Origin of the sequence: Streptomyces sp. NPDC001381 (assembly GCF_042895685.1) — a bacterium.
Lineage (GTDB): Bacteria > Actinomycetota > Actinomycetes > Streptomycetales > Streptomycetaceae > Streptomyces.
On sequence record NZ_JBIAWO010000002.1, the window covers coordinates 1,422,915 to 1,444,549 of the forward strand.

General features: G+C 70.1%; 17 protein-coding genes. 14 read left to right on the forward strand and 3 right to left on the reverse strand.

Annotated features, from left to right (window positions below):
* The first annotated feature begins 95 nt into the window (after positions 1 to 95).
* From ACFY2L_RS13370 to ACFY2L_RS13390, 5 genes are all read left to right on the forward strand, one after another.
* On the forward strand, positions 96 to 716 hold the full coding sequence (locus ACFY2L_RS13370) for a DUF1349 domain-containing protein (protein WP_390822338.1): 621 nt from the start codon (positions 96 to 98) through the stop codon (positions 714 to 716).
* Complete coding sequence (locus ACFY2L_RS13375) at positions 703 to 3,480, forward strand: LuxR C-terminal-related transcriptional regulator (RefSeq protein ID WP_390822339.1); 2,778 nt, start codon at positions 703 to 705, stop codon at positions 3,478 to 3,480. Before ACFY2L_RS13370 ends, ACFY2L_RS13375 begins: the two co-directional genes overlap by 14 nt.
* A gap of 222 nt (positions 3,481 to 3,702) precedes the next feature.
* A complete protein-coding gene (locus tag ACFY2L_RS13380; protein ID WP_390822341.1) occupies positions 3,703 to 3,894 on the forward strand; it encodes a hypothetical protein in 192 nt (63 codons plus the stop codon).
* Between the two features lie 100 nt (positions 3,895 to 3,994).
* Positions 3,995 to 4,828, forward strand: coding sequence for an SDR family oxidoreductase (locus tag ACFY2L_RS13385; protein WP_390822342.1), 834 nt, complete (start codon positions 3,995 to 3,997; stop codon positions 4,826 to 4,828).
* A gap of 50 nt (positions 4,829 to 4,878) precedes the next feature.
* Positions 4,879 to 5,523 (forward strand): FMN-binding negative transcriptional regulator, encoded by a 645-nt coding sequence (locus tag ACFY2L_RS13390; protein ID WP_390822343.1) that lies wholly within the window; start codon positions 4,879 to 4,881, stop codon positions 5,521 to 5,523.
* 66 nt (positions 5,524 to 5,589) lie between these two features.
* Here ACFY2L_RS13390 and ACFY2L_RS13395 read toward each other — a convergent pair whose 3' ends face one another.
* Positions 5,590 to 8,241 (reverse strand): LuxR C-terminal-related transcriptional regulator, encoded by a 2,652-nt coding sequence (locus tag ACFY2L_RS13395; protein ID WP_390822344.1) that lies wholly within the window; start codon positions 8,239 to 8,241, stop codon positions 5,590 to 5,592.
* Between the two features lie 494 nt (positions 8,242 to 8,735).
* On the opposite strand from ACFY2L_RS13395, the gene ACFY2L_RS13400 reads away from it, so the two are divergent.
* From ACFY2L_RS13400 to ACFY2L_RS13415, 4 genes are all read left to right on the forward strand, one after another.
* The gene (locus tag ACFY2L_RS13400) at positions 8,736 to 9,338 is read left to right on the forward strand and encodes a DUF998 domain-containing protein (RefSeq protein WP_390822345.1); all 603 of its coding nucleotides are present in this window, start codon (positions 8,736 to 8,738) and stop codon (positions 9,336 to 9,338) included.
* On the forward strand, positions 9,335 to 10,591 hold the full coding sequence (locus ACFY2L_RS13405) for a PLP-dependent aminotransferase family protein (RefSeq protein ID WP_390822346.1): 1,257 nt from the start codon (positions 9,335 to 9,337) through the stop codon (positions 10,589 to 10,591). Before ACFY2L_RS13400 ends, ACFY2L_RS13405 begins: the two co-directional genes overlap by 4 nt.
* A 99-nt stretch (positions 10,592 to 10,690) precedes the next feature.
* Positions 10,691 to 12,475, forward strand: coding sequence for a serine/threonine-protein kinase (locus ACFY2L_RS13410; RefSeq protein ID WP_390822347.1), 1,785 nt, complete (start codon positions 10,691 to 10,693; stop codon positions 12,473 to 12,475).
* A gap of 23 nt (positions 12,476 to 12,498) precedes the next feature.
* Positions 12,499 to 13,209: a hypothetical protein gene (locus ACFY2L_RS13415; RefSeq protein ID WP_390822348.1), complete on the forward strand. Its 711-nt coding sequence runs from the start codon at positions 12,499 to 12,501 to the stop codon at positions 13,207 to 13,209.
* A 40-nt stretch (positions 13,210 to 13,249) separates the two neighbouring features.
* Here the strand turns inward: ACFY2L_RS13415 and ACFY2L_RS13420 are convergent, their stop codons facing one another.
* Positions 13,250 to 15,994, reverse strand: a complete 2,745-nt coding sequence (locus ACFY2L_RS13420) for a LuxR C-terminal-related transcriptional regulator (protein WP_390822349.1) — start codon at positions 15,992 to 15,994, stop codon at positions 13,250 to 13,252.
* 257 nt (positions 15,995 to 16,251) lie between these two features.
* On the opposite strand from ACFY2L_RS13420, the gene ACFY2L_RS13425 reads away from it, so the two are divergent.
* From ACFY2L_RS13425 to ACFY2L_RS13445, 5 genes are all read left to right on the forward strand, one after another.
* Complete coding sequence (locus ACFY2L_RS13425) at positions 16,252 to 16,701, forward strand: ATP-binding protein (protein ID WP_390822350.1); 450 nt, start codon at positions 16,252 to 16,254, stop codon at positions 16,699 to 16,701.
* Between the two features lie 305 nt (positions 16,702 to 17,006).
* Positions 17,007 to 17,468 carry a C40 family peptidase gene (locus ACFY2L_RS13430; RefSeq protein WP_390822351.1) on the forward strand — a complete coding sequence of 154 codons (462 nt, stop codon included), beginning with the start codon at positions 17,007 to 17,009 and terminating at the stop codon, positions 17,466 to 17,468.
* A 76-nt stretch (positions 17,469 to 17,544) separates the two neighbouring features.
* Positions 17,545 to 18,762: an MFS transporter gene (locus ACFY2L_RS13435; protein WP_390822352.1), complete on the forward strand. Its 1,218-nt coding sequence runs from the start codon at positions 17,545 to 17,547 to the stop codon at positions 18,760 to 18,762.
* The gene (locus tag ACFY2L_RS13440) at positions 18,759 to 19,781 is read left to right on the forward strand and encodes a tetratricopeptide repeat protein (protein ID WP_390822353.1); all 1,023 of its coding nucleotides are present in this window, start codon (positions 18,759 to 18,761) and stop codon (positions 19,779 to 19,781) included. The genes ACFY2L_RS13435 and ACFY2L_RS13440 overlap by 4 nt, the downstream gene beginning before the upstream one ends.
* 196 nt (positions 19,782 to 19,977) lie before the next feature.
* Positions 19,978 to 20,454, forward strand: a complete 477-nt coding sequence (locus ACFY2L_RS13445; protein WP_390822354.1) for a GNAT family N-acetyltransferase — start codon at positions 19,978 to 19,980, stop codon at positions 20,452 to 20,454.
* Between the two features lie 150 nt (positions 20,455 to 20,604).
* On the opposite strand, the gene ACFY2L_RS13450 is transcribed toward ACFY2L_RS13445, so the two are convergent.
* Positions 20,605 to 21,204, reverse strand: a complete 600-nt coding sequence (locus tag ACFY2L_RS13450; protein WP_390822355.1) for a hypothetical protein — start codon at positions 21,202 to 21,204, stop codon at positions 20,605 to 20,607.
* Positions 21,205 to 21,635 lie beyond the last annotated feature (431 nt).

Sequence of the window (21,635 nt, forward strand, 5' to 3'; positions counted from 1 at the left end):
CGGTCCGCCGGAATGAGTAACGACTACTCATCACAGGGGCTCGCCGACCGGGGAGAGTGACAGCGGGTATTTTCCGATGCCGGAGGGCTTTCGCAATGGTCGTGCATCATCCGTCGCCGGCGAACGGCACACGGCAGGTCGCGTGGAGCGAGGGAACGTGGCTGAACGCCCCGCCGGCCTGCCATGAGGACGGCCAGGACCTCGTGGTGACCACGGCCGGAGGCAGCGACTTCTGGCGGCACACCGCATACGGATTCGTGCGCGACGACGGTCACGCGCTGCTGACCGACCTGCCGGACACGAGCGCCGTCGAAGTGACCTTCACCGCCGACTTCCTCACTCGCTACGACCAGGCGGGCCTCATGGTCAGGGCCGACGACCAGCTGTGGGTGAAGGCCGGGGCCGAATTGACGGACGGCGTTGTGCACGTGGGAGCGGTGGTGACGCGGACGGTCTCCGACTGGTCGCTGTCCCCGGTGCCGGAATGGTCGGACCGGCCCGTCACCGTACGGGCGAGCCGCTTCGCGGACGCCCTGACGATCCGGGCCAGGTGCGCCGACGGTCCCTGGCGGCTGCTGCGCGTGGCGCCCTGGTCCGCAGGGATCACCTCGGCGGCGGGTCCGTACTGCTGTTCGCCGGGGCGCAGCGGCCTGCTCGTTCGCTTCGGCGGCTTCACCGTCGGCCCGGCCGACTCCTCGCTCCATGCCACCCCGTGAGCACGAAGGGTCCTCGCACGAGCCGGTCGACTCCGTGCGGGGCCGGGACCGTCGCGCGCTCCCTGCCGTTCCCTTCCTGTCCGACACCGCCGCCTGCGAGCGGCCCTGGCCCCTGGTCGGGCGGGGCCAGGTGCTGGACCTGTTCACCCGGGCTCTGCGGCACCGCCGCGTCCAGGGCATCCTGATCCACGGTCCCGCGGGCGTGGGCAAGTCCCGGCTCGCCGAGGAATGCCTCATCCGCGCCGAGCGCGCCGGCTTCCGTACAGCCTGGGCGGTCGCCACCGCGGCGGCGGCAGGCGTACCACTGGGCGCCATGGGACACCTGATCCCCGCGGGCGTCGACCTCTCCGACCCGGTCGCCGGATTCGCCGCCGTCGCCGCCGGTCTGCGGCACAGCGAGGAAGGCAGACTGGTGCTGTTGATCGACGACCTCCACCTGCTCGACTCCACATCGGTGATGCTCGTACGGCAGTTGATGGACTCCGGCACCGTGCTCCTCATCGGCACGGTCAGATCCGGGGAACCCTTCGACCTCGCATCAGCCTTCGGCAGCGGCGACTCGATCCACCGGATGGACATCAGCCCCTTCACGGAAGGCCAGGTCGCCGAGGTACTGTGGGGGGCACTGGGACGCCCGGTCAGCGTGCACAGCGTGCACGAGCTGTACACGGCCAGCGCCGGAAACGCCCTCTACCTGCGGGAACTTGTGCTGGGCGCGCTCAGGAACGGCTCCCTCACCGACGACGGTGAGGTCTGGCAACTGGCGGCCGGCTGGCGCGTGGGGACGCCCCGGCTCAAGGAGCTGATCGAGGCCCGACTGGCCCGGGCCACACCTGCCGGCACCGAGGCGCTGGAACTGCTCGCCCTCTGCGAACCCGTCGCCCTGGCCGACATACAGGCCGTCGCCGGACTGGATGAGCTCATCACGCTGGAACGGCTCGGATATGTACGCGTGGTCAAGGAGGACCGCCGTCATACGGCCCTGCTGGCCCACCCGTTGTACGGCGAGGCCCTGCGCGCGGCCATCCCGGAACTGCGCCGCCGAACGATCCTGCTGGCCCAGGCCGGACGAGTGGAGGCCCGCGGTGCCCGCCGCCAGGACGACCTGCTGCACATCGCGTCCTGGCGGCTGGCCGCGACCGGCACCGCGGACCGCGCACAACTCGAACGCGCGGCCACCCTCGCACGGCACAGCCACGACTACCCGCAGGTGGTACGGCTGCTGGAGGCTCTCCCCCCGGCCGAACACACCGTCGGCAACCGGCTGCTGCTCGCCGACGCGCTGTTCCAGTCGGGCAGGCCGGACGAGGCGGAACGCGTACTGGACCAGGCCAAGACCCTGGCGACCACGGAGGACGACCGGCTCGCCGTGGCGGTGGCCTACTCGGTCAACGCCCTGTGGGGGATGGCTCATGCGTCACGGGCGCTGGAAGCGATCAGCTCCAGCCGCACGGACCTCGATTCCCCGGAGGCGACCAGAACCCTCACCATCAGCGAAGGCTGCATCCACGCCGTCTGCGGACGCCCGGTCGAAGGACTGAAGCTGCTCGACGCCCTCGGAGACGACATCGACACGGCGGCGGACATCAGCGCATGGCTCATCGCGGCGACCGTGAAGACCAGGGCGCTGCAGATGACGGGCGACATCGCCGGGGCCCTGTCCTGGGCGGAGAACGCCTACGCCATCCATCGGCGGGTCAACCGGCGCGCCCTGTCGGCGCCCCATCCGGCGCTGCAACTCGCACCCTCCGTCCTCGCCCTCGCCGAGGAGGGACGCATCGACGACGCCCGGGCGCTGGGGGAGCGGCTGTTCGGAGAACTCGTGGGCTCCGAAGCGGGGCTGGCCCGAATGTGGGTCGCCTTCTTCCTGGCCCGCACCGAGTGGCTGGCGGGACACGTCGTCTCCGCCCGCCGCTGGTACGCCGAGTGCACCGCCCTCGCCCGCTCGCACCACGGGACCCGCCCCATGCGCGAGGCGCTCGGCGGCCTTGCCGCTTGCATCGCCCTGCTCGGTGACGTCCCGGGAGCGGCCGCCGCCCTGTCCGACCTGAACGAGGCGGACGCGTGCATGGCAGAGCTCGAGTACGTCAGTGCGATCGCATCCCCGGGCAGAGCCCTCGCGCAGGCGTGGTCCCGGGCGGCCACCGGGCAGCTGGCGACGGCACGGGAGATCCTGATCCGGGCCGCCGACAGCCTCAGGCACACCGGGAACATCTCGTCGGAGGGACTGCTGCTGCTGGACGTGGCACGCCTGGGCGGAGCGGCGGACGTCCTCGACCGACTCGCGGCGATCGCGCTGCAGTCGGACGGCAGGCTGGCCCGGGCCCGGGCGGACCTGACCGCCGCCTTGGCCCGCGAGGAGGCCGATGCCCTGATGAGCGTGTCGGAGGAACTGGAGGCGATGGGCTGCGATCTCCTGGCCGCGGAGGCGGCAGCGGCCGCCTCCGCGGCGTACCGCAAGAGCGGGCGCGCCCGCAGCGCGACCGCGGCCGGCGTACGGGCCGGCGCCGTGGCGACGCGCTGCGAAGGCGCGCGTACACCCCTGCTGGCCATGGCGGACGCGACCGTGCCGCTCACCTCTAGGGAGACCGAGATCGCGTGGCGCGCCGCGGCCGGGGCGACCAGCAAGGAGATCGCCGAGGAACTGGTCCTCTCCGTCCGCACGGTCAACAACCACCTCGGTCGCGTCTACGAGAAGCTGGGTGTGACCAGCAGACGGGAACTGGCCCGAGTACTCCCGGACCACCGGGGCGCACAGGCCTGACGCCCGTCGGCCCGCCGTGCCGCGCCCGGTGGCGCACAGGCCTGACGCCCGCCGGCCCGCCGTGCCGCGCCCGGTGCCGGCTCAGCGGCCCATGTCCATGCTCTCCCGCACCAATTGAGCAACGCCTGCTCAATCGCGTCCCCCGGGACGGTGCCTAGCGTTGCTGCAACCGCACAACGGCGGTCACCGAAAAGGCCGAGAAACAGAGGAAAGGAGCCTTCCATGAGATCCGGATCGCACAACCACAACGAGATCGTCGTCGAGCACCCCGGCGAGGGCCGGTCCGGCACGTCCGCCGAGCAGAAGCCACGTGACATCGAGTCCGTCGCCGCGTCCGAGGCGCAACCGATCGGCTGCAACCACAACCAGATCGGTGTGCTGAACCACAACCACATCAGCGTGCACGGCGTCTGAACCGCCCTCGCCCTGGACAGCCTCCGGACGCGGGCGAGCGAACGCGCGCCCGCGTCCGGCGCTGTACGAAGGGGTCCGCTGAGAAGAAGGGACCAAGCAGATGAACGAGACCATTCTCGTCACCGGAGCCACCGGCAACCTCGGCGGTCATGTGCTCGCCCGGCTGCAGGCGGCGGGGCGTGGCGTACGAGGCCTGTCGCGCCGGCCTCCTGCGGAACCGGGGGCCGGTGAGTGGAGCGCGGCAGACCTCTCCGCGGGCTCAGCCGGGCTCGGCGAGGCGCTCGAAGGGGTCGGGACCGTCGTTCACTGCGCGACGGACGGCCGTACCCGTCAAGGCGATGTCCAGGCGGCCCGGAACCTGGTGGCCGCGGCCCTGCGCGGCGGCCGTCCGCACATCGTCTACGTCTCCATCATCGGAGTGGATCGTCACCCCCTCGCCTACTACCGGGCCAAGCACGAGGTCGAACAGCTCCTGGAGGCCTCTGGACTCCCGTACACGATCCTGCGGGCGGCCCAGTTCCACGACATGCTCCACTTCGCGCTCAGCCGGGCCGCGCGCCTTCCGGTGCTTCCCGTCCTCGCGCGCACCAGCTTCCAGACCGTGGACACGGCCCACGTCGCCTCCCGCACGGCAGAACTCGCGGTCGACGAACCCAGGGGCCGTGTGGCGGACCTCCCCGGGCCGCAGACACTGACGATGACGGAGATGGCCCGCGCCCACCTGCGCGCGTCCGGAACCCGGCGGCCCCTGCTCCCCGTGCTCCTGCCCGGACGAGTGCCCCGCGCCTACCGGGAAGGGCTGCATCTGGCACCAGGCCCCGTCCCCGGCAGCCGCACCTTCGAGGACTTCCTCGCGGGCGCGCCGGCGGTCCGAGTACCGGCGGCGGCACGCAAGCCCCGGCTCCGCGCCGAGCACAGCAGGCCCAGGCCCTGACCCGCGCACGCGCCTTTCGTGTTCAAGGGAATCCATGGGAGGGAGAGTCCATGTACACACCTGAACGGTTCGTTCCCGACGAGGACTCCGTGCGTGATCTGCTGGCCAATCAGGGGGCGTCCGACCTGATCACCATGACACCGCGCGGTCTCCTCGCCACCTTGCTGCCCTTCGAGTACGCACCGGACGCCGGCGAGCACGGTTCCCTGCTCGGACACCTCGCCCGCGCCAACGACCAGTGGAAGCAGCCCGTGCGGGGCGAGGCCATGGTGATCGTCCGCGGACCGGAGGCGTACATCACGCCGACCTGGTACGCCACCAAGCGCGAGCACCATCGCGTCGTGCCGACCTGGAACTACATGATCGCGCATGTCTACGGGCGTCTGGTCGTCCACGACGAAGCGGCATGGATCGAGGCGCAGATCCGGCGCCTGACCGACCGGCACGAAAGCGGCTGTCCCGCACCATGGTCCGTCGACGACGCCCCGGCGGAGTTCGTCCAGCGGCAACTGCGCGCCGTCGTCGGCGTCGAACTGGTCATCAGCCGCATCGAGGCGAAGTTCAAACTGACCCAGAACCAGCCGCAGGAGAACCTGGAGGGTGTCATCAACGGGCTCCAGGCCCGCAGACGGGCCGGCGACGCCGCTGTCGCGGCCGCGGTCCGTGCGCACGACCCGCGCTCCGCCACTGCCTGACGGCGCCGGCGAACGCCGCGGCGGCCGTATCCGGCGCTCTCGTGCGCCACCGCCCTGGGACGGCACTCAGCGAGGCAGGTCCTTCGACCCGGTGTCGAGATTCAGGGCCCGGGGGAGTTCCGCGCGGCTGCGGATACCCAGCTTGAGGTAGATGCGCTGCAGGTGGTTGTCCACGGTGCGGACGGACAGCGTGAGGTGCTCGGAAATGCCTTTGCTGGTGTTGCCGGCGGCGGCCAGCAGGGCGATTTCCTGTTCCCGTCCGGTGAGGGGTGCGCAAGCGCCGGCGATGGTCGCCAGGAGCGGAGTGCGGGCGCCTTCGCATCGGCCGGCGAGGCGGGCGGCGCGGGTGGTGGCGGCCGTCGCCGCACGGGAGTCCCCCCGGCGTTTCCAGGCACCGGCGGCCGCGGCCGCCGCCTCGGCGGCGAGGATGGGTGTGCCCATGTGCTCGAGTTCCGCCGAGGAATCCATGAGACTCGCCGGATCGTCGTCCGCCAGGGCGGTCACGAGGCGCGCGCGTGCGTGCGTCAGCGCGCCGTCGCACCGGCGGGACAGTTCGTTCAGGCGCTCCCGGACGCCTTGCGGGTCGCCGAGGCGTCCGATGTCGGTCAGCAGGAGCACCTCGGAGATGAGGTGGCCGGTGCCGCGGGCATCGGCAGCGGCCGTGCGCAGCAGGTCCCGGGCCTGGCCGAGTTCGCCCCGTGCGACGTGCAGCCAGGCCGTGCCGAGCGCTTCCTCGCCGGCCAGAAAGCCGCTCGGCGCGTTCGCTTCGACGTCGGGGACGAGCGAGGCCGCCGTGTCCGTGTCGCCGACGAGCGCGGCACAGGCCATCAGACCTGACAGATAGGATCGCATGCCCCTGGACAGCCGATGCGTGCGCGCCACCGCGGCGGCCTCGGCGTACCATCGGCGAGCGCTGAGCGGACGACCGGCCAGCCACTCCGCACGTGCGCTGTAGAAGGCCAGGAACTGGCGGGCCACCGGGGCGGGCGCGGCCTGGAGGACGTCGCACGCTCCGAGGGACACGTCACGAGCCTGGTCGATCATCCCCTTCTCCATCAGCGACAGTGCGAGCGGTGCGGCCTGCAGGGCAGGGTGAGGAAGCAGCCCGCCTTCCCCGATCGTCTCGTGGACGGACCTCGCGTGTTCGGCCAGGGACCGCGCCTCTTCGACACTGCCGACGAACACCAGACCCAGGGCTTTCGCGTTGAGCGCGATCAACCAGGCGTCCAGACCCTCTTGGGGCGGGGCCTCTCCCAGATCGTCGAGCATGCTCAGCCCCCTGGCAGGCGTGCCGCCCACGGTGAGAATGCCCCCCTCCAGGAAGCGGAACTGGTTGGCGAGGACCGGGTCGGACAGGGCGGACTGGGCCGTGACACACACGGTGAGCGCTCTGTCCGAGTCGGGTGTGGACCAGAAGAGGTTGGTACAGCGGGTTCCCGCGGTGATGGTCTTCTCGTGGTCGTCGCGGGCGCCGGCTTCGGCTTCGGCCAGGACGCTCTCCGCGCGTTCGAGTTGTCCGGCGTGCATGAGGGCCCGGCCGAGCAGGACAAGGCTTTCCGTGGTGTGCTGGTCGGCTTGGATCGCGGAGAGCAACGCGATGACTCGTTCGTTGTCGTTGGAGTTCATCGCGAACTTCGCGGCCCGCAGGAGCAGGACGCAGTCGGCGGTGCCGGTGGCGTCCAGTCGCCAGGAAGCGACGCGGAGGGCGTCCTCGCGGCGCTTGAGGCCGTGAGCTTCGAGGCGCTCGGCTTGGCGCAGGGCGATGTCGTAGCGCCGCAGGGCGGGGGTGCGGGCAGCGATGACCCCTCCGTACAGGGAGTGGGCCAGGGTGACGGTCACCCTGCGCCGATGTGCGGAGACACGGACGATGCCCGACCGCTCGAGATCGTCCAGGACGGTGCGGTCGGCGATGGCCGCGGCGTCGGTGCGGGAGAGCTCCCCGCAGAAGGCGAGGGATTCGAGCAGGGGTCGCGCCGCGGAGGGCGAGGCAGAGATCCTGGCGGCGATCAGGTCCATCAGAGTGGGAGTGAACGGCAGGCGTGTCTCCGAGACGTCCCAGACTCCGTCGTTGAGGGCGAGAGCGCCTGACTCCAGGGCGCCCAGAACCAGCTCTCTGAGAAGCAGGGGATTTCCGCCGCTGGCGGTGAACAGCGCGTGGTGGGTACGTCGGCCCACGGGACCCTCGAGGACGCGCTGTAGAAGTTCTTCGAGCTGGTGGCGAGCCATGTCGCCGAGATCGATCCGACGGACGTGGTCGCTCCGCTGCAGCAGCGCATGGATGGCGTCACTCGTCTGTTCACCGGTGCGGGCGGTGCCGATCAGGCTGACCACCCGGGAGTCGAGGAGCTGGCCCAGCAGGACAGCGGACGAGTTGTCGAGGAGATGCAGGTCGTCGACGAGTACGACAGTGGGCCTGGGGCGCCCTGACAGGACCTGCGCGACGGCGCGGAAGCCGCGGACGGGGTCGGCGATGTCGACGCCCGAAGGGAGAATGTGGGCGATCGCCCCGAGCGGCATCTGGGCGGCGGCCCGGCTTGCCACCGCCCTGGCCGTACGGCGTTCACCGGCCGCTGCCAGGTCCAGGAACTCCTCCGCCAGGCGCGTCTTCCCCACCCCGGGCGCCCCGAAGATCAACCAGCAGTGGACGCGGTCCGCGGCAAGATCCTGCCGGAAGGAGTCCAGGTGCGGTTCGCGCCCGACGAGTGGCCATCGGTCCATCCAGCCCTGCATGCCGTACCCCCTCACGGCGCGACGCCACTCATCCTACCTGTGGCCTCACAGGGCACGGCCGCCGGAGGAGTCGCCGACTCCAGCACGACGAGGCCGGCCCGGTCATGGCCGGGGCATCACCATGGCGTCGCCTGTGACGATCGGGCCGGCGCCGCCCTGGCTCCACCGGCGGTGAAGCCGATGGCGCGGCCGCCCGGATCCCGGCCCGTCCGCCAGGGTTCTCCTCCAGGGCCGCCTCGGCGATCCGGCGCCGCCTCGGCGAGCCGGCGCGGAAGGAGCGCGCCGCCGGGCAGCCGCCGGCTGAGTACCCGCTGCTCATACGGCGTGGCGCCGCCGGACGTAGCGTCCGACTCGTCCGCACCGCCCGGCCGACTCCACCGAGCGTGGGCTCCCGTCGCCCGCGCCCGGCCCGGACTCACGCCCGTCAGGCCCGGGCGGCGCTCGTTCGGCCCACCGCTGGTCCCCGCGCAGGAAAGAACCTGATGAACAGACCCACATCCTCGGCATACGCAGCGACGGCGGAGGCAGCGATCTGGCTGTCGGCGGCGCTCATGGCGTTGCTGCACGTGCTGCCCACGCCGTTGAACCCGGTGACGGACATGGTCAGCGAGTACGCACTCGGCGAGTTCCCGCTGCTGGCCGACGGCTGCTTCCTGGCAATCGCCGTCGCCGCCCTCACCCTCGCCCTGGGCCTGCGCGACGTACTGCCGGCCGATCGCACCGTCACGACGGGAATCGCCGGTCTCGCCGTCACCGCACTCGGCGCCGCCGTCCTGCCGTTCTTCCTCACCGATCCGCAATCGCCGCCCTCGTCGACGCACGGAAGAATCCACGTGACCGCGGCGCTGGTCTCCATGACCTCCCTCACGGCGGCGATATTCGCCCTGGCACTGCGCTTCCGGGCCATGCCGCGATGGAACCGACTCGCCCTCCCCGGCTTCATCTGCGCGGGGATCATGGCGGCGAGCATGGCGCCCATGCTGGTGCGGATGTGGCCGGGAATCATGGAACGCCTCCTGATCCTGGCCGGGATGCTGTGGATCGCCATGACGTCCCGGTTCCTGCGCACGGGCGCGGGCCGATGAACGCCGCCCCGCCTCCGGCAACCGCCGCCCGCCTCGACACCGTGGAGACGTCACCGCTGCGGGACATCCTGGCGTTGGCCTCGCGCAGCGACGTGGTGTCCTTCGCCGGCGGACTTCCCGATCCCGCCCTGTTCGACCACGAGGGCCTGCGGACCGCCGTCGACCAGGTACTGACGCACGCGCCCCGCAGGGCCTTCCAGTACTCACGCACCGAGGGAGATCCCGCGCTGCGCGCGGCGATCGCCGCACGCCTCGACCGCCGCGGTCTGCCGACCGCTCCCGACGACCTGCTGATCACCACCGGGTCGCAGCAGGCGCTGGCGCTGGCCACCACCGCCCTGCTGGAGCCGGGAGACACGGTCCTGGTCGAAAACCCCAGCTATCTGGCCGCACTCCAGTGTTTCCGGCTGGCGGGGGCCCGGGTGGTGCCCCTGCCGACATGCGGGGGCGAGTGCGATCCCGCGGTGCTCACTGAGGTGGTACGCCGTGAGCGGCCCAAGCTGCTCTACGTGATCCCGAACTTCCAGAACCCCACCGGCAGCACCATGTCGGCGCGGCTGCGTCAGGAGGTGGCGCGGAACGCGGCGGCGCACGGGCTGTGGATCGTCGAGGACGACCCCTACGGCGAACTGCGCTACCGCGGCGATCCGGTCCCCGCGATCGCCGCACACCCCGGAGCCGAGGACCGCACGATCGTGCTGGGCAGCTTCTCCAAGATTCTCGCCCCCGGCCTGCGAGTGGGCTGGCTGCGCGCACCCCGCGGCGCAAGACGGGCGTTGACCGTCGCCAAGCAGGTCGCCGACCTGCACACCTCGACGCTGGACCAGGCCATCGTCGGCGCCTATCTGGCCGGTGGGCGCATGGAAGGACACATTGCCGGCCTGCGTCAGGCCTACGGGGCCCGATTGGCAGCCATGGTCGCGGGCCTTCCCGAGGCACTGCCCGAGGGAAGCACCTGGAACGAGCCGGAAGGGGGCATGTTCCTCTGGGTACGCCTGCCGGAGGGAATGGACGCCGCGGCAACTCTGCCGTCGGCGATGCGCCGGAACGTCGCCTACGTTCCGGGAGCCTCCTTCTTCACGGACAGTCCCGTACCCGCCAGCATGCGCCTGACGTTCACCACCCATGCCCAGGACGAGATCGCGGAGGGTCTCGCCCGCCTCGGCACGGTTCTTCGGCAATCTCCGCACGACCGAGACATGCCGGCCGCCGCACAGCCGACCGCGGGGTCACCGGGCCGACGGCCGAGATGAGCAATGACTGCTCAGGCGGAGGTGTGCCGGAAACCGCAAGGCTGTTCGCGCCCCGTGGAACTGCCTGGGGCGTGGTGTCGAGAAAGGCAGACCTGAACCGTGAAAACGTGGTCGGTTCCCGGTTTCACCGAGATTCGCGAGCTGGGGGCCGGGGCAAGCGGACGTGTGGTGATGGCGGTCGAGACGGCCTCCGGCACGCCTGTCGCGGTCAAGTACCTCAACGAGCGGCTGACCGGGGACGCCCGCTTCCTCGAGGAGTTCCGTGCCGAGGCCGAACTGCTGAAGGAGATCGACTCCCCGCATGTAGCGCGCCTGCGCCGGTACGTGGAGAGCCGGGACGGTGCCGCCATGGTGCTGGAGCTGGTGGAGGGGTGCGCTCTGCGGACTCTGCTGCGGCGGGAGGGCGCTACGACGCCCGAGGCGGCGCTCACCGTGCTCAAGGGGTCGCTCCTCGGCCTGAGCGCCGCGCATCGGCTGGGCATCGTCCACCGCGACTACAAGCCCGAGAACGTGCTGGTCACCCGGGAGGCCTCCTCGAAGCTCGTCGACTTCGGCATCGCCGCGCGCGACGGGTCCGTACCCGACGGCGCGTCGGGAACCCCGATGTACATGGCACCCGAGCAGTGGCGGGGGCATCCGGCTTCGCCCGCCACGGACGTCTACGCGGTGACCGTCACGTTCTTCGAGTGCGTCACCGGTGTCCGCCCGTTCGGAGGGCGGCATCTGACCGAGGTCGCCGCACAGCATCTGTCCGCGCCCGTACCCGCCGACGCCGTTCCCGAGCCACTGCGTGCGCTGGTACTGCGCGGGATGGCCAAGAGCCCGTCCGAGAGGATCGGTTCGGCCGACGAGTTCCTCGACGAACTGGAGACCGCCGCGGCCGCCGGATACGGCCCCGACTGGGAGGAGCGGGGCCGGCGCGCCCTGGCCGCGCTCGCCACCGCACTGCTCCTGGAACTGGCCCCGTCCCCGGTCGGCGGGACGGACGCCGTGACCGATCTCGCCACCACGGAAGTGGACGAGATGCCGACGGCCGAAGGTCCTCACCGAGGGCGCCGAGCACAGCGGTCCGGCGGTCGTACCCGCGGCCCGGGTGTGGTCGGCGCGGTCCGGCGGCGGCCTCGCAGGATCCCCGCGATCGTCGCCGCCACCGTCGTGCTGGGGGGCGTCGCCGTCACAGCGATCGCCACCACTCAGGGATCGGCCGGCAACACCGCGCTGACCACACCTGCACAGGACTCCAGGGCGGACGGCGGGCCGACAGCGGGTCCCTCCGCCGGCGACATCGGTGATCACTCCCCGGCGGCGTCCCCGACACCGGCGAACGGTTCCCTCACGGCCGGCCCCCCGGGCTCTTCGGACAGCCCGGCCGGCCGAGCGGGCCAGAAGCCCGGCACAGGCCGCACACCGGCAGGCGGCACCAGCAGTGGAACCGGAACCGGTACCGGCACCAACGCCAGTGCCGGGGGTGCCACGGCCGGAGGGCCCTCGCCCTCCACCGCGCCGCAGCAGCCGTCCGCGTCGCCGGCGGCCGCCCCTGCCGCGATGGCGGTCCGCTCGGTGGACATCACCTCGCTGAAGGAATCGACGCAGGTACGAGGCGCCGATGCGGCGATCACCGTCACCACGACCGGGACCGATCCCGTCACCCTCCTCCTGACCTGGTACAACAGCGAGCAGGCCGGCGTTCCCGGCCAGCAGGACGGCACCACCGAGACCTACCGGCTCAGCGGCCGTACCAGCTACCGCCTCTCCTACCACCACGCATTCACCACCTGCCCCCGGTACTGGGGGCTACGGGTCAGTACCGCACCCGGCGCCGAGACCGGTGACAGCTACCGGGACATGGACGCACTTGCCTGCATCCTGGGGCCGATCGGCTGAGCAAGGACTGGAGAGCGAGCGGCATGCCGATGAGCGACGACTGGCCCACCCAGCGTCTCGGACGCCATCACCCCGGCCATCAGGAGGACGACTCCCCGGAGTACCTGTCGACGGGCTGGACCCCTGCTTCCGCCCCGCCGTCCCCGCCGTCGTCGTACGGACGCGGCGAGCACCCCACGGCCGTGACGGTGTGGAACACCGGTGTCCACCCCATGGGCCCCATGCCGGAGCAGGCCACGCCGACTCTGCGCCTTCCCGAGCAGGAGGCTTTCGACGACCGTACCTCCACGGTCTGGCGGCACGGCCCGCGGCACGGCGCGGGCCGTTTCCGGCGCCGCACGGGACGGCTGCCGCGGTGGACGGCTCTTGTGCTGCTGATCGCTGCCGTAGTCGGCGTGATCCTGTGGCAGCGGGACACTCCGGACCTGGCCGTCACCCAGGTCACGGTGAGCGTGCGGCCGACCGAGTTGCCCTGTGACCGAACGGCCGCGGTGGTCGCCGTGGTCACGACCAACGGAGCAGCCGGAACGATCCGCTATCGATGGGTGCGCAGCGACGGCACCGACTCGGGCAGCTTGCGGCAGAACGTACGTGCGGGCCAGGAGAAAGTCAGGCTGCCGATGAAGTGGACCTTCCACGGCAGAGGCACCCACAAGGCGCGCGCCGTCGTGGACATCCTCACCCCCACAGCGCATACGGCCTCGGCCTCGTTCACCTATCGCTGCGCTCCGTAGGCGCTGTGCTTCGCCCCTCAGTACGCGAGGGTCGATCAGCTCACTCTTCGCGGCCCGCGCCAGGTGGCTGATCCGGGTCGGGACGATGTGCCAGCGCCGAGCGGAGGTCGCGTCGGCTGGAAACGCCGAGCTTGTCGTACACGCGGCCGAGATGGTTGCTGACGGTTCTGGTCGAGAGAGTCAGCTTCTCCGCTATGTGCTGGGTCGTTTCCCCTGCCGCGGCGAGCCAGGCCACCTCTGCCTCCCGCCGCGTCAGAGGCGCCCCACCCTGGGCCAGGGCCAGGCCCGGCGTGCTGATCCCTTGGCATGCGTCGGCGAGTCTCGTGCACCGGAGTGAGGCAGCGGTGGCTTGCCGCGGACGGCCGTCCCCACGGAACGCGGCCGCCGCGCCAGCGGCTGCCTCCGCCGCCAGGAGTTCGTACCCCATGTCCTCGAACTGCTCGGAGACCGACAAGAGCGCCGGCGCGTCCTCGGCGGCCAGTGCCGAGGCGAAGGCAGCCCGTGTCCGCGCCAGAGCGGCATCGCACTGATCGGCGATCTCCCGGAGCCTGTTCTCGGCTTGCCCGGCTCCTCCCAACCGAGCGATGTCGGTCAGCAGCATGCCCTCCGCCGAGAGATCCCCTCCGGCCCTTGCGGCACGGGCTGCCGCGCCCAATACGTCCCTGGCCCGGGTCAGGTGTCCGGCCAGTACGAGTTGCCATGCATGGCCGAGGGCCCTGCTCGGAGCGTCCCAGCAGTCCACACCGTCCGCTTCGCGGCCGGCTTCCTCCATCGTCCTCAGTTCGGCCAACGCGGCCTCGGCCGATGCGGAGTCGCCGAGCACGCTCGCGGCAGCGGACAGTCCACCCAGCGCCTCTCGCAGAGGACGGGCGCGATGGTGGCTTCGGGCGAGAGCCGCGCACTCGGCGTACCAGCGGCGCGACGACGCGGCCCGGCCGGCCAGCCACTCGATCACCGCGAGGAAGTAGGCGAGCCACATCCGGGTGAAGTCCGAGTCCGAGCGGATCAGTTCCGCGAACTGGCGCTCCCCCGAGGCTCGGGCTTCCGGCAGGTGTCCTCCTTCGGCGAGCGCCAGCAGCAGCGGCGCCTTCTGCAGCGCAGGGTCGGGAGCCGTCGTCGTCTCCCGAGCGGCCCGCTCATGGATTTCGACGGTCCGCTTCGCCCACGTCACAGCCTCCTGGGTCCGTCCCAGCATCTGCAGCGCCCACGTCTTGACCACCGCTCCCTTGAGCCAGGCGTCAAGATCGTTCGCGGCTGCGGCATCGCACCGCAGGAATTCGTCGAGAAGCCTCAGGCCCGCGACGGGGCTGCCCTGGGCCACGTGCGCGGAGCCGTCGATCGCGGCCAGGACATCGGACGCTTCCGGTGACGTGAGCTGTTCGCGGACGGCGGCGGTCAGCTGAAGGGCCTTGGCGGAGCTGCCCATTCCCCAGATCATGTTTGCCGACCACGAATCCACCACTGCCAACTTTTCCCGGTCAGTGGCCGCCAGGGAAAGGGTTCGATTCAGTATGTCCCCAGCTCGCTTCGACTGTCCGGTTTCTATGAGGGCGGAGGAGAGGGACAGCCAACTCTCCACCGTGTGTTCTCGCTCGGGGACCGCTTCCAGCAGCCGGATCACCTGGGGGTAATCACGACTGTGCCGGGCAAGGGTGGCGGCCTGAACCAGCAGTCGTGGATCGGCGGTGCCTGTTGCCGACAGGCGCCACGATGCGATATTGCGCAGATCATCCTGTCGCCGTGCCCCCCGGGCCTCGATCCGTGCGATCTGCTGGAGCAGGACGTCGTGCTGCCTCAGTGTCGGGCTCCCCGCACGAATCATCTCGCCGTACAGGGGGTGTTCCAATCGGAGTATTTGACGTTTTCCCTCCCGCGTCGTTCGCATATAGCCCCATCGTTCGAGCTCGGCCAGATCCTCCATTGCCGCGACCGCTCTCGCGTCGGCGAGTGAAACGGGTTCGCACAGGGCGAGCAGTTCGAGGACGGCGGTGCCTCGGGGTGTTGCCTGGCCGAGCCGCGCAGCGATCAGCTCACGGAGACGAGGTGTGCCAAGCCGTGATCCGCCCCGGGTCAGATGCCACACCTCGCCGTCGTGCCGCAAGGCATCGCTGCGCAGTGCGCCCAGTGTGAGCTCTCGCAAGTACAAGGCGTTGCCGCCGCTGATCGCATAGAACTGATGCGCCGTGTGCCGCGCGACAGAGCCCTGGAGAGCGGCTTCGAGTACAGCCGCCACTTGCTTCTCCGTGAAGGCGGCTATATCCAAGCGGCGTATGCAGTCACCTTGGCAGAGGGCGGAGTGAGAAGAAAGCGGCTCACCCGACCTGACCGTGCCCAGAAGAAATACATTTCCCGAATCCATCAACTGCCTCAGTAGCATGACGGACGTGCTGTCGAGGAGATGGAGATCGTCGACCAGGAGAACAAGGCGGCCCTTCCTGTTTCGTCGACCGATTCCAGCCTCAATGGCATGAAATCCTGCAACGGGATCCGTGAGGTCGATTCCGCGGGGTATGATGTGCGCGATCGCACCGAGGGGAACGGCGGCCGCCGCATGGGTCGCGACTGCCATTGCAGTGTCGAATCCCGCGGATTTTGCCCGCTCAAGGCACTCCTGTGCCAGACGTGTCTTGCCTACGCCGGACAATCCGTGGATCAGTATGCCTTTGACGTGATGGTCCGGAAGCACCTCGCGGAAGAGATCCATCGCCGACTTCCGGCCGATGAACGGGAACGGCCTGTTCCAGGATATTCCTGAGGGCTTCTGGACGGTCTCATCGTCGGACATGACACCACTCTTTCCGCTGCCGTCGCGACCATGAGCCGCCGCCCGACGGGTCCGGCAATCCGACGGTACCCTGATCGCCACCGGCCGCGTCGCGGTGAGCTGCACTACTCGGTGAACTGGGGAAGTTCTGAAGACTGCGGCGTCCCGTTCCGGACGTTGAGTACGGATTACTCAAGCGGCAGGGCGCTGGGCGGTGTGAGGTAGGGCAGGTCAGGACGACCATGCGGTCGTCTCCCAGAGGGTAAGTCGTGAAGATCATGGTAATACCTGCAGGCCTGTCGACTCCGCCGCGCTCCTCACAGTACGTGAGTCTCGGACTGAGGCACGCACCCGAGGCGCCGGCCGTCGCGCGTCGGGCAGCGAAGCGGCTTCTGTCCGCTCGTGGCTGCGACCAGGATGTGCTCTACAAGGTCATGCTCGTCGTGTCGGAGCTGGTCACCAATGCCGTCGTCCACGCCGCGCCACCGGTGAAGCTCTCCATGCGGATCCAGGAGAGGGCCGACGGGCCGGACAGGGTGCACGTGAGTGTCACTGACGGAGGGCCCCGCCCGCGACCGGACGGCCCGAGGCACAGCGGACCTCCGGAGGAACACGGACGCGGCCGCTTGATCGTGTCGGAACTCGCCGAGGGCAGGGGAGCGGCGTGTCCCGAGGCGGCCGCCCAGCCCCGTGTCTGCCACTGGGCAACCATCGAACTGCGCTCATAGCGTCCATCCCGCTGGGCGTCGTCCATGGGCACCGATGCAGCGGCCCCGCCAGGCCCTCCGTCTTCCCACTGTGCGTTCCACTTCATCCGGGGCCGCGACAACGGAACCGAACACCCTGAACCGACTGCCCCTCAGAGGCCACTGCCACCGTGCGGCCTCACCTCCCACCCCGAACGGCCCCGGCGGTTCGCGTGCCGCTGTGGAGCGCGATGCCGCAGCCGCTGCCGGGCCGGATTCGACGTGGGCACTCACCGCTGACTCAGCGGTGACACCGAGACACACAATCCGCCGAGAAGGGATTCGACATGTTCAGACGGCCGATCCTCAAATGGGCATCCCCGGTCACCGCGCTGGCTGCGCTGGCGCTGTGGCTGCTGATCCCTGTCAACGCGTCCGCATCCGGGCCCGACATATACGCGACCGCGATCGCAGCGGCCAAGAGCAAGTTGGGTTTTGCCTGTCTGCCCGGCGGAACCGGCCCCGTCGTCTTCGATGCCGGCGGACTGGCCCAGTGGTCCTATGCGCAAGCCGGTGTCGGGATTCCTCGTGAGCCGAAGTACCAGGTCTACGCCGGCGCCGACTTCGGCGACGACATCGACTCAGCCCGCCCGGGCGACCTGATCGTCTACTACAGCGACAGGCACCACGTCGGCATGTATGTCGGCGGAGGACAGATCATCCACGCCTCGACAGCGGCCGGCGTCGTCCGGTACGCAAACGCCACGAGCATGCCCATCTACAAGATCATCCACCCCTATGCTCATTGACCGGTCCCGTCGGTCGTGGCCGCGCAAACAGCGAGCCGCGGAAGGCCCCGGCACCGAAGGAATCCCCCCTGCGGCCGTGCAGGTGCTCGCCGGGGAATTCCTCTCCAGCGCCGGTTCCGGAGCGACCTTTCCCTACCTGGTCGTCTATCTCCGGGACATCTGCGGCCTGTCCGGAGGCCAGGTCGCAGTGCTGCTCGTGGCCCGGTCGCTGGCCGCCATCGCCGGATCCGTGGGGGGCGGCGCCCTCAGCGACCGCCACGGGGCCGCCCGCACCGTGGTCGCGCTCGCCGCGGTCGCCGCAACGGCGGCCGCCGTCATGGCCGGCAGCCACGGAAACGCCGTGTGGCCGGGAGTCGTGGGAGCGATGGTCTGCACGGGCGCGGAGGCGGCGCGCGTACCGGCGCTGGATGCGCTGCTGGCCCACTCGGTGCCGGAAGATGCCCGGCGCACTGTGTTCTCCTGGCGCAACACCGTGGTCACCCTCGGGGCCCTGCTCGGTGTCGCGGCCGCGTCCGGTGCGCTCGGCGTTCTGGGCATCCCGGCTGGTCTCCGCTGTGTCTACGCCGTCGACGCCGCGTCGTTCGTCGTGCTGGCGCTCCTGGTGCACCGAGTGGGCCGTCGCCAGGGAACGCCCTTTGACACAGCTGCCGGTCGTGGGGCGCGCCATCACGATGATCTCAAGCACGACGGAGCAGTGCGGGCCGCCGGCTATGGTGCCGTCGCCCAAGATCCCGCCATGCGACGGGCATTCGTGTTCGTGCTGCTCGTGGTGGCGGCCGGGTTTGCTCAGCTCCAGATCGGCCTTCCGGCCCTCACGGTGGTGACCGGCCAGGTCGATGTCCTCGGCTGGCTGTTCGCCGCGAACATGCTCATCGTCGTCGTGTTGCAGATGCCGGCCCAGCGCGCTCTGCAGCGACTTCCCCGGCGTGTTGTTCTCGCGGGAGGCGCCGCCTGCATGGCTGGGGCCTGGGCCCTCGTTGCTGTCAGCCCCGCCCCTGGGCCGGGGACCCTTGTCGCCGCGGCCGTGGTGTTCGCGTGCGGGGAGGTCGCCCATATGCCGGTCATCACCGCGCTGGTCAACGACCTGGCGCCGCCGGGGCTGGCCGGCCGCTACAACGGCGCCCACACCTTGGCCTGGACGAGCGGGTTCGCCGTCGGCGCCCTGGCCACGGGGACGCTTCTCGACGCCCGGTCCATACATCCGTTCTTCGCGGCCTCGGCAGCCGTCCTCGGCTTGGCCGCGCTCACTGCCCAGGGCCTGGACCGCATCCGATCGAGGGAGAGCAACGGATGACGCGACACGACGGTGTGAGTTCCGTGCGCGCGGCCATGGCGCAAGCCGAGCGCGCTCTGGACGCGGGCCGGGCCGAGCAGGCGGAGGAGCTGCTGAGGGCGGTGCTCACCCCCGCCTCACCCGCGGAGCGACGGGCGACCGGTACGGCGCCCCTCACCGAGGAACAACTGGAGGCACGCGGCATGCTGGCCGCCGTGTGGCGCATACGGGGCAGGTACCGGCCCGCCGGGCTGCTGCTCGCGATGACGCTCGCCGCCGCCGAGGCCGGCCTCGGACCCTCGTCGACCGCCGTGGCCTGGCTGTGCAACCAGTCCGGCATCCTGGGCAAGTACGTCGGAGACTTCGACAACGCCGAACGCCATTACCTCCGGGCGCTGAAGATCTACGAAGACGCATTCGGGCCGGACCACGATGCCGTGGCCATGGTGTGCCACAACCTCGGCGGGCTGGCTCACGCACGCGGTGACGCCCAGGGCGGGGAGCCGTGGGCGGCCCGCGCCGTGCGGATACGTACCCGGCTGCACGGGCCCGAGCACATCCTCACCGCACTGGACGTCGCCGCATGGGCCGCACTGCTGGAGGGTTGCGGGCGCCTGGACGCGGCCGAGCGCCACCTGCGGCAGGCACTGGCCGTCTTCCACGACGTCCATGGGCCCCACCACTACGAAGTGGCCGTCACCCTGCACAATCTTGCGGCGCTGCGCCACCGCCGCGGCGACCTCGCCGCGGCGCGCCGGCACTACGCGGACGCTTTGCGCCTCAAGGAGCGTCTGCTGGGTACCGAGCACCCCGACCTGTCGCCGACGCTCGCCAACATGGCGGCCCTGAACGAGTCCGCGGGGAACACGGCACGAGCGCGGGTACTGTACGGGCGCGTCATCCACATCCTGCGAGACCGGGTGGACGGCACCTACCCCACCCTGGTCCAGGCTCGAGCGGCGTGTCATCGGCTCACCGCCGGACGCTCCGAACCTGTCGCTCCTGTCGCCGTCCGAGGTGAGGACACGACGGAGAGATGAGCCATGGCCTGCAGACCACGAGTCCGGAGGAATGATGCGAGTACCGCGCCGCGAAGGCGGCTTTGACACACACCGGCTCGGGCCGGCAGGACAGCCCGCGAGGGAGAACCATCCCGAGGAAACGGATGACCTCGGCGGAAAGGATGCAGTCATCGAGCTCTCGGCCGCCGCATCGGCTGCCGACGCCGTTGCCGAGTTGCACACGGCCAGTTGGCGGGCGGCCTACGCGACGCTGTTCCCCGACCACTACTTGCATGGTCCACTGCTCGCGGAACGCCGGGAAGTCTGGCAAGCACGGCTGGCCGAGCCCCTCCCGGGCTCGGCCGTGTTCCTGGCCGTGGCAGAGGAGGAGTTGCTCGGCTTCGTCTACCTGCAGCCTCGGCCGGACGGCCGAATCCTGCTGGACAACCTGCACGTCCGTCCGGGCGGGACGGGCCGCGGTCTGGGCACACGGCTCCTGCGGCGCGCCCTCGACTGGTCCGCCGGCGCGCACCCTGGACGGGACGTCTACCTGGAGGTTCTCCAGGGCAACACCCGTGCCGTCGCGTTCTACGAACGCCATGGCGGCCGTCGTACCGCATCCCGCGTCTACCACTTCGAGCAGGGCTTCGAGCTTCCCGGATACGAGTACACCTGGCCCGCCACGGACGTCTCCTCGGATGAAGTCCCCTGATCCGGGATCCTGCGAACCAGTGCCCCGCGCAGGCGCGGCCGGACCGGCGAGCCACCGCACGGCGGAGCCGCGTCCTGGAGCTCCGATGCTCCAGAACGCGGCTCCGCAGAAATCCACCCCGAGAAATCTCCGGGATCTGGAGATCGACTCTCAGGAACCTTCCACCGGGAAGAGGGCGACGTCGTCGATGAGGAAGGGGCTTGTGTTGAATTCGTCCTCTTTGGCGACGAAGGAAATCTTCACACGCTTTTCGGTGGTGGACACAAGGTCCTGGGGAAGGTGAACCTGCACCCTCTCGTAGCCGGTGTTGGCATCCTTGTTGGTCCTGTAGTCCAGCTGGTACACCTGACCGTCCACGGACGCCGTGACTTCGAGCTGACGGAATCCCGTGGTTCTCGGAGTCACGTACAGCCAGTACGAGAGGATGTAACTGGTCTTGGGCTCCAACGTCACTGTCCGGAAAATGCTTTGCTGGCCGTAGAACCCGTACCCGCCGAACCCCTCGCCGCCCAGTTCGGCCTTCCACGTTCCGGTGTGGGATCGATAGCGCAGGCCATTGTTGATCGCGTGGTGATGCGGGGCGGAGCCGATCACGCTCCAGGAGTCCATCCAGCCCGACTCGCCGTCCTCGAAACCTCCGTTGTAGATCACGCTGCTCGTGGCTTGAGCAGAGGGAGCCCCGAACACGACGAGGCCCGTCGAAGCCAGGGCGGCCGAGATGATCGCGATTCTGCGCAATCTTCTGCGCATGCAACCTCCTTGTTCTTCCGAAAGAGAATTCTTGCGTCGACGCGTGCCGTGATTCTGTGACGGGCACGAGACGCACGCCGGAAATGCAACGTTTCACCATGTCGCGCGGATGTGCATGAGTAGGCGTTACTCATGATCGGTGGTGGGGCAGATCAATGGGGGGCGGTATCGCCGAAACTGGTACCGGGCTCAGGGCGCGGGGCCGCTTCTCCCGGCTGAGTACGAAGTGCTCATCTTCCCGGCCGTCTGCAGGACGATTCTTGGCCGAGCGGCCGCGGTACCCAACGGGCATGCCGGGGCCACGGTGCACGCGTTCGGAGAAGCAGCGCCCATGGGCGGTTCGCCGAGCTGAGGTTGCTGCGGCGTTCGGGTTCTCTCCTCAATGACGCATCGATCGTTTCGCTTCCCGGACGCCGTCAAGAGGAAAAGGG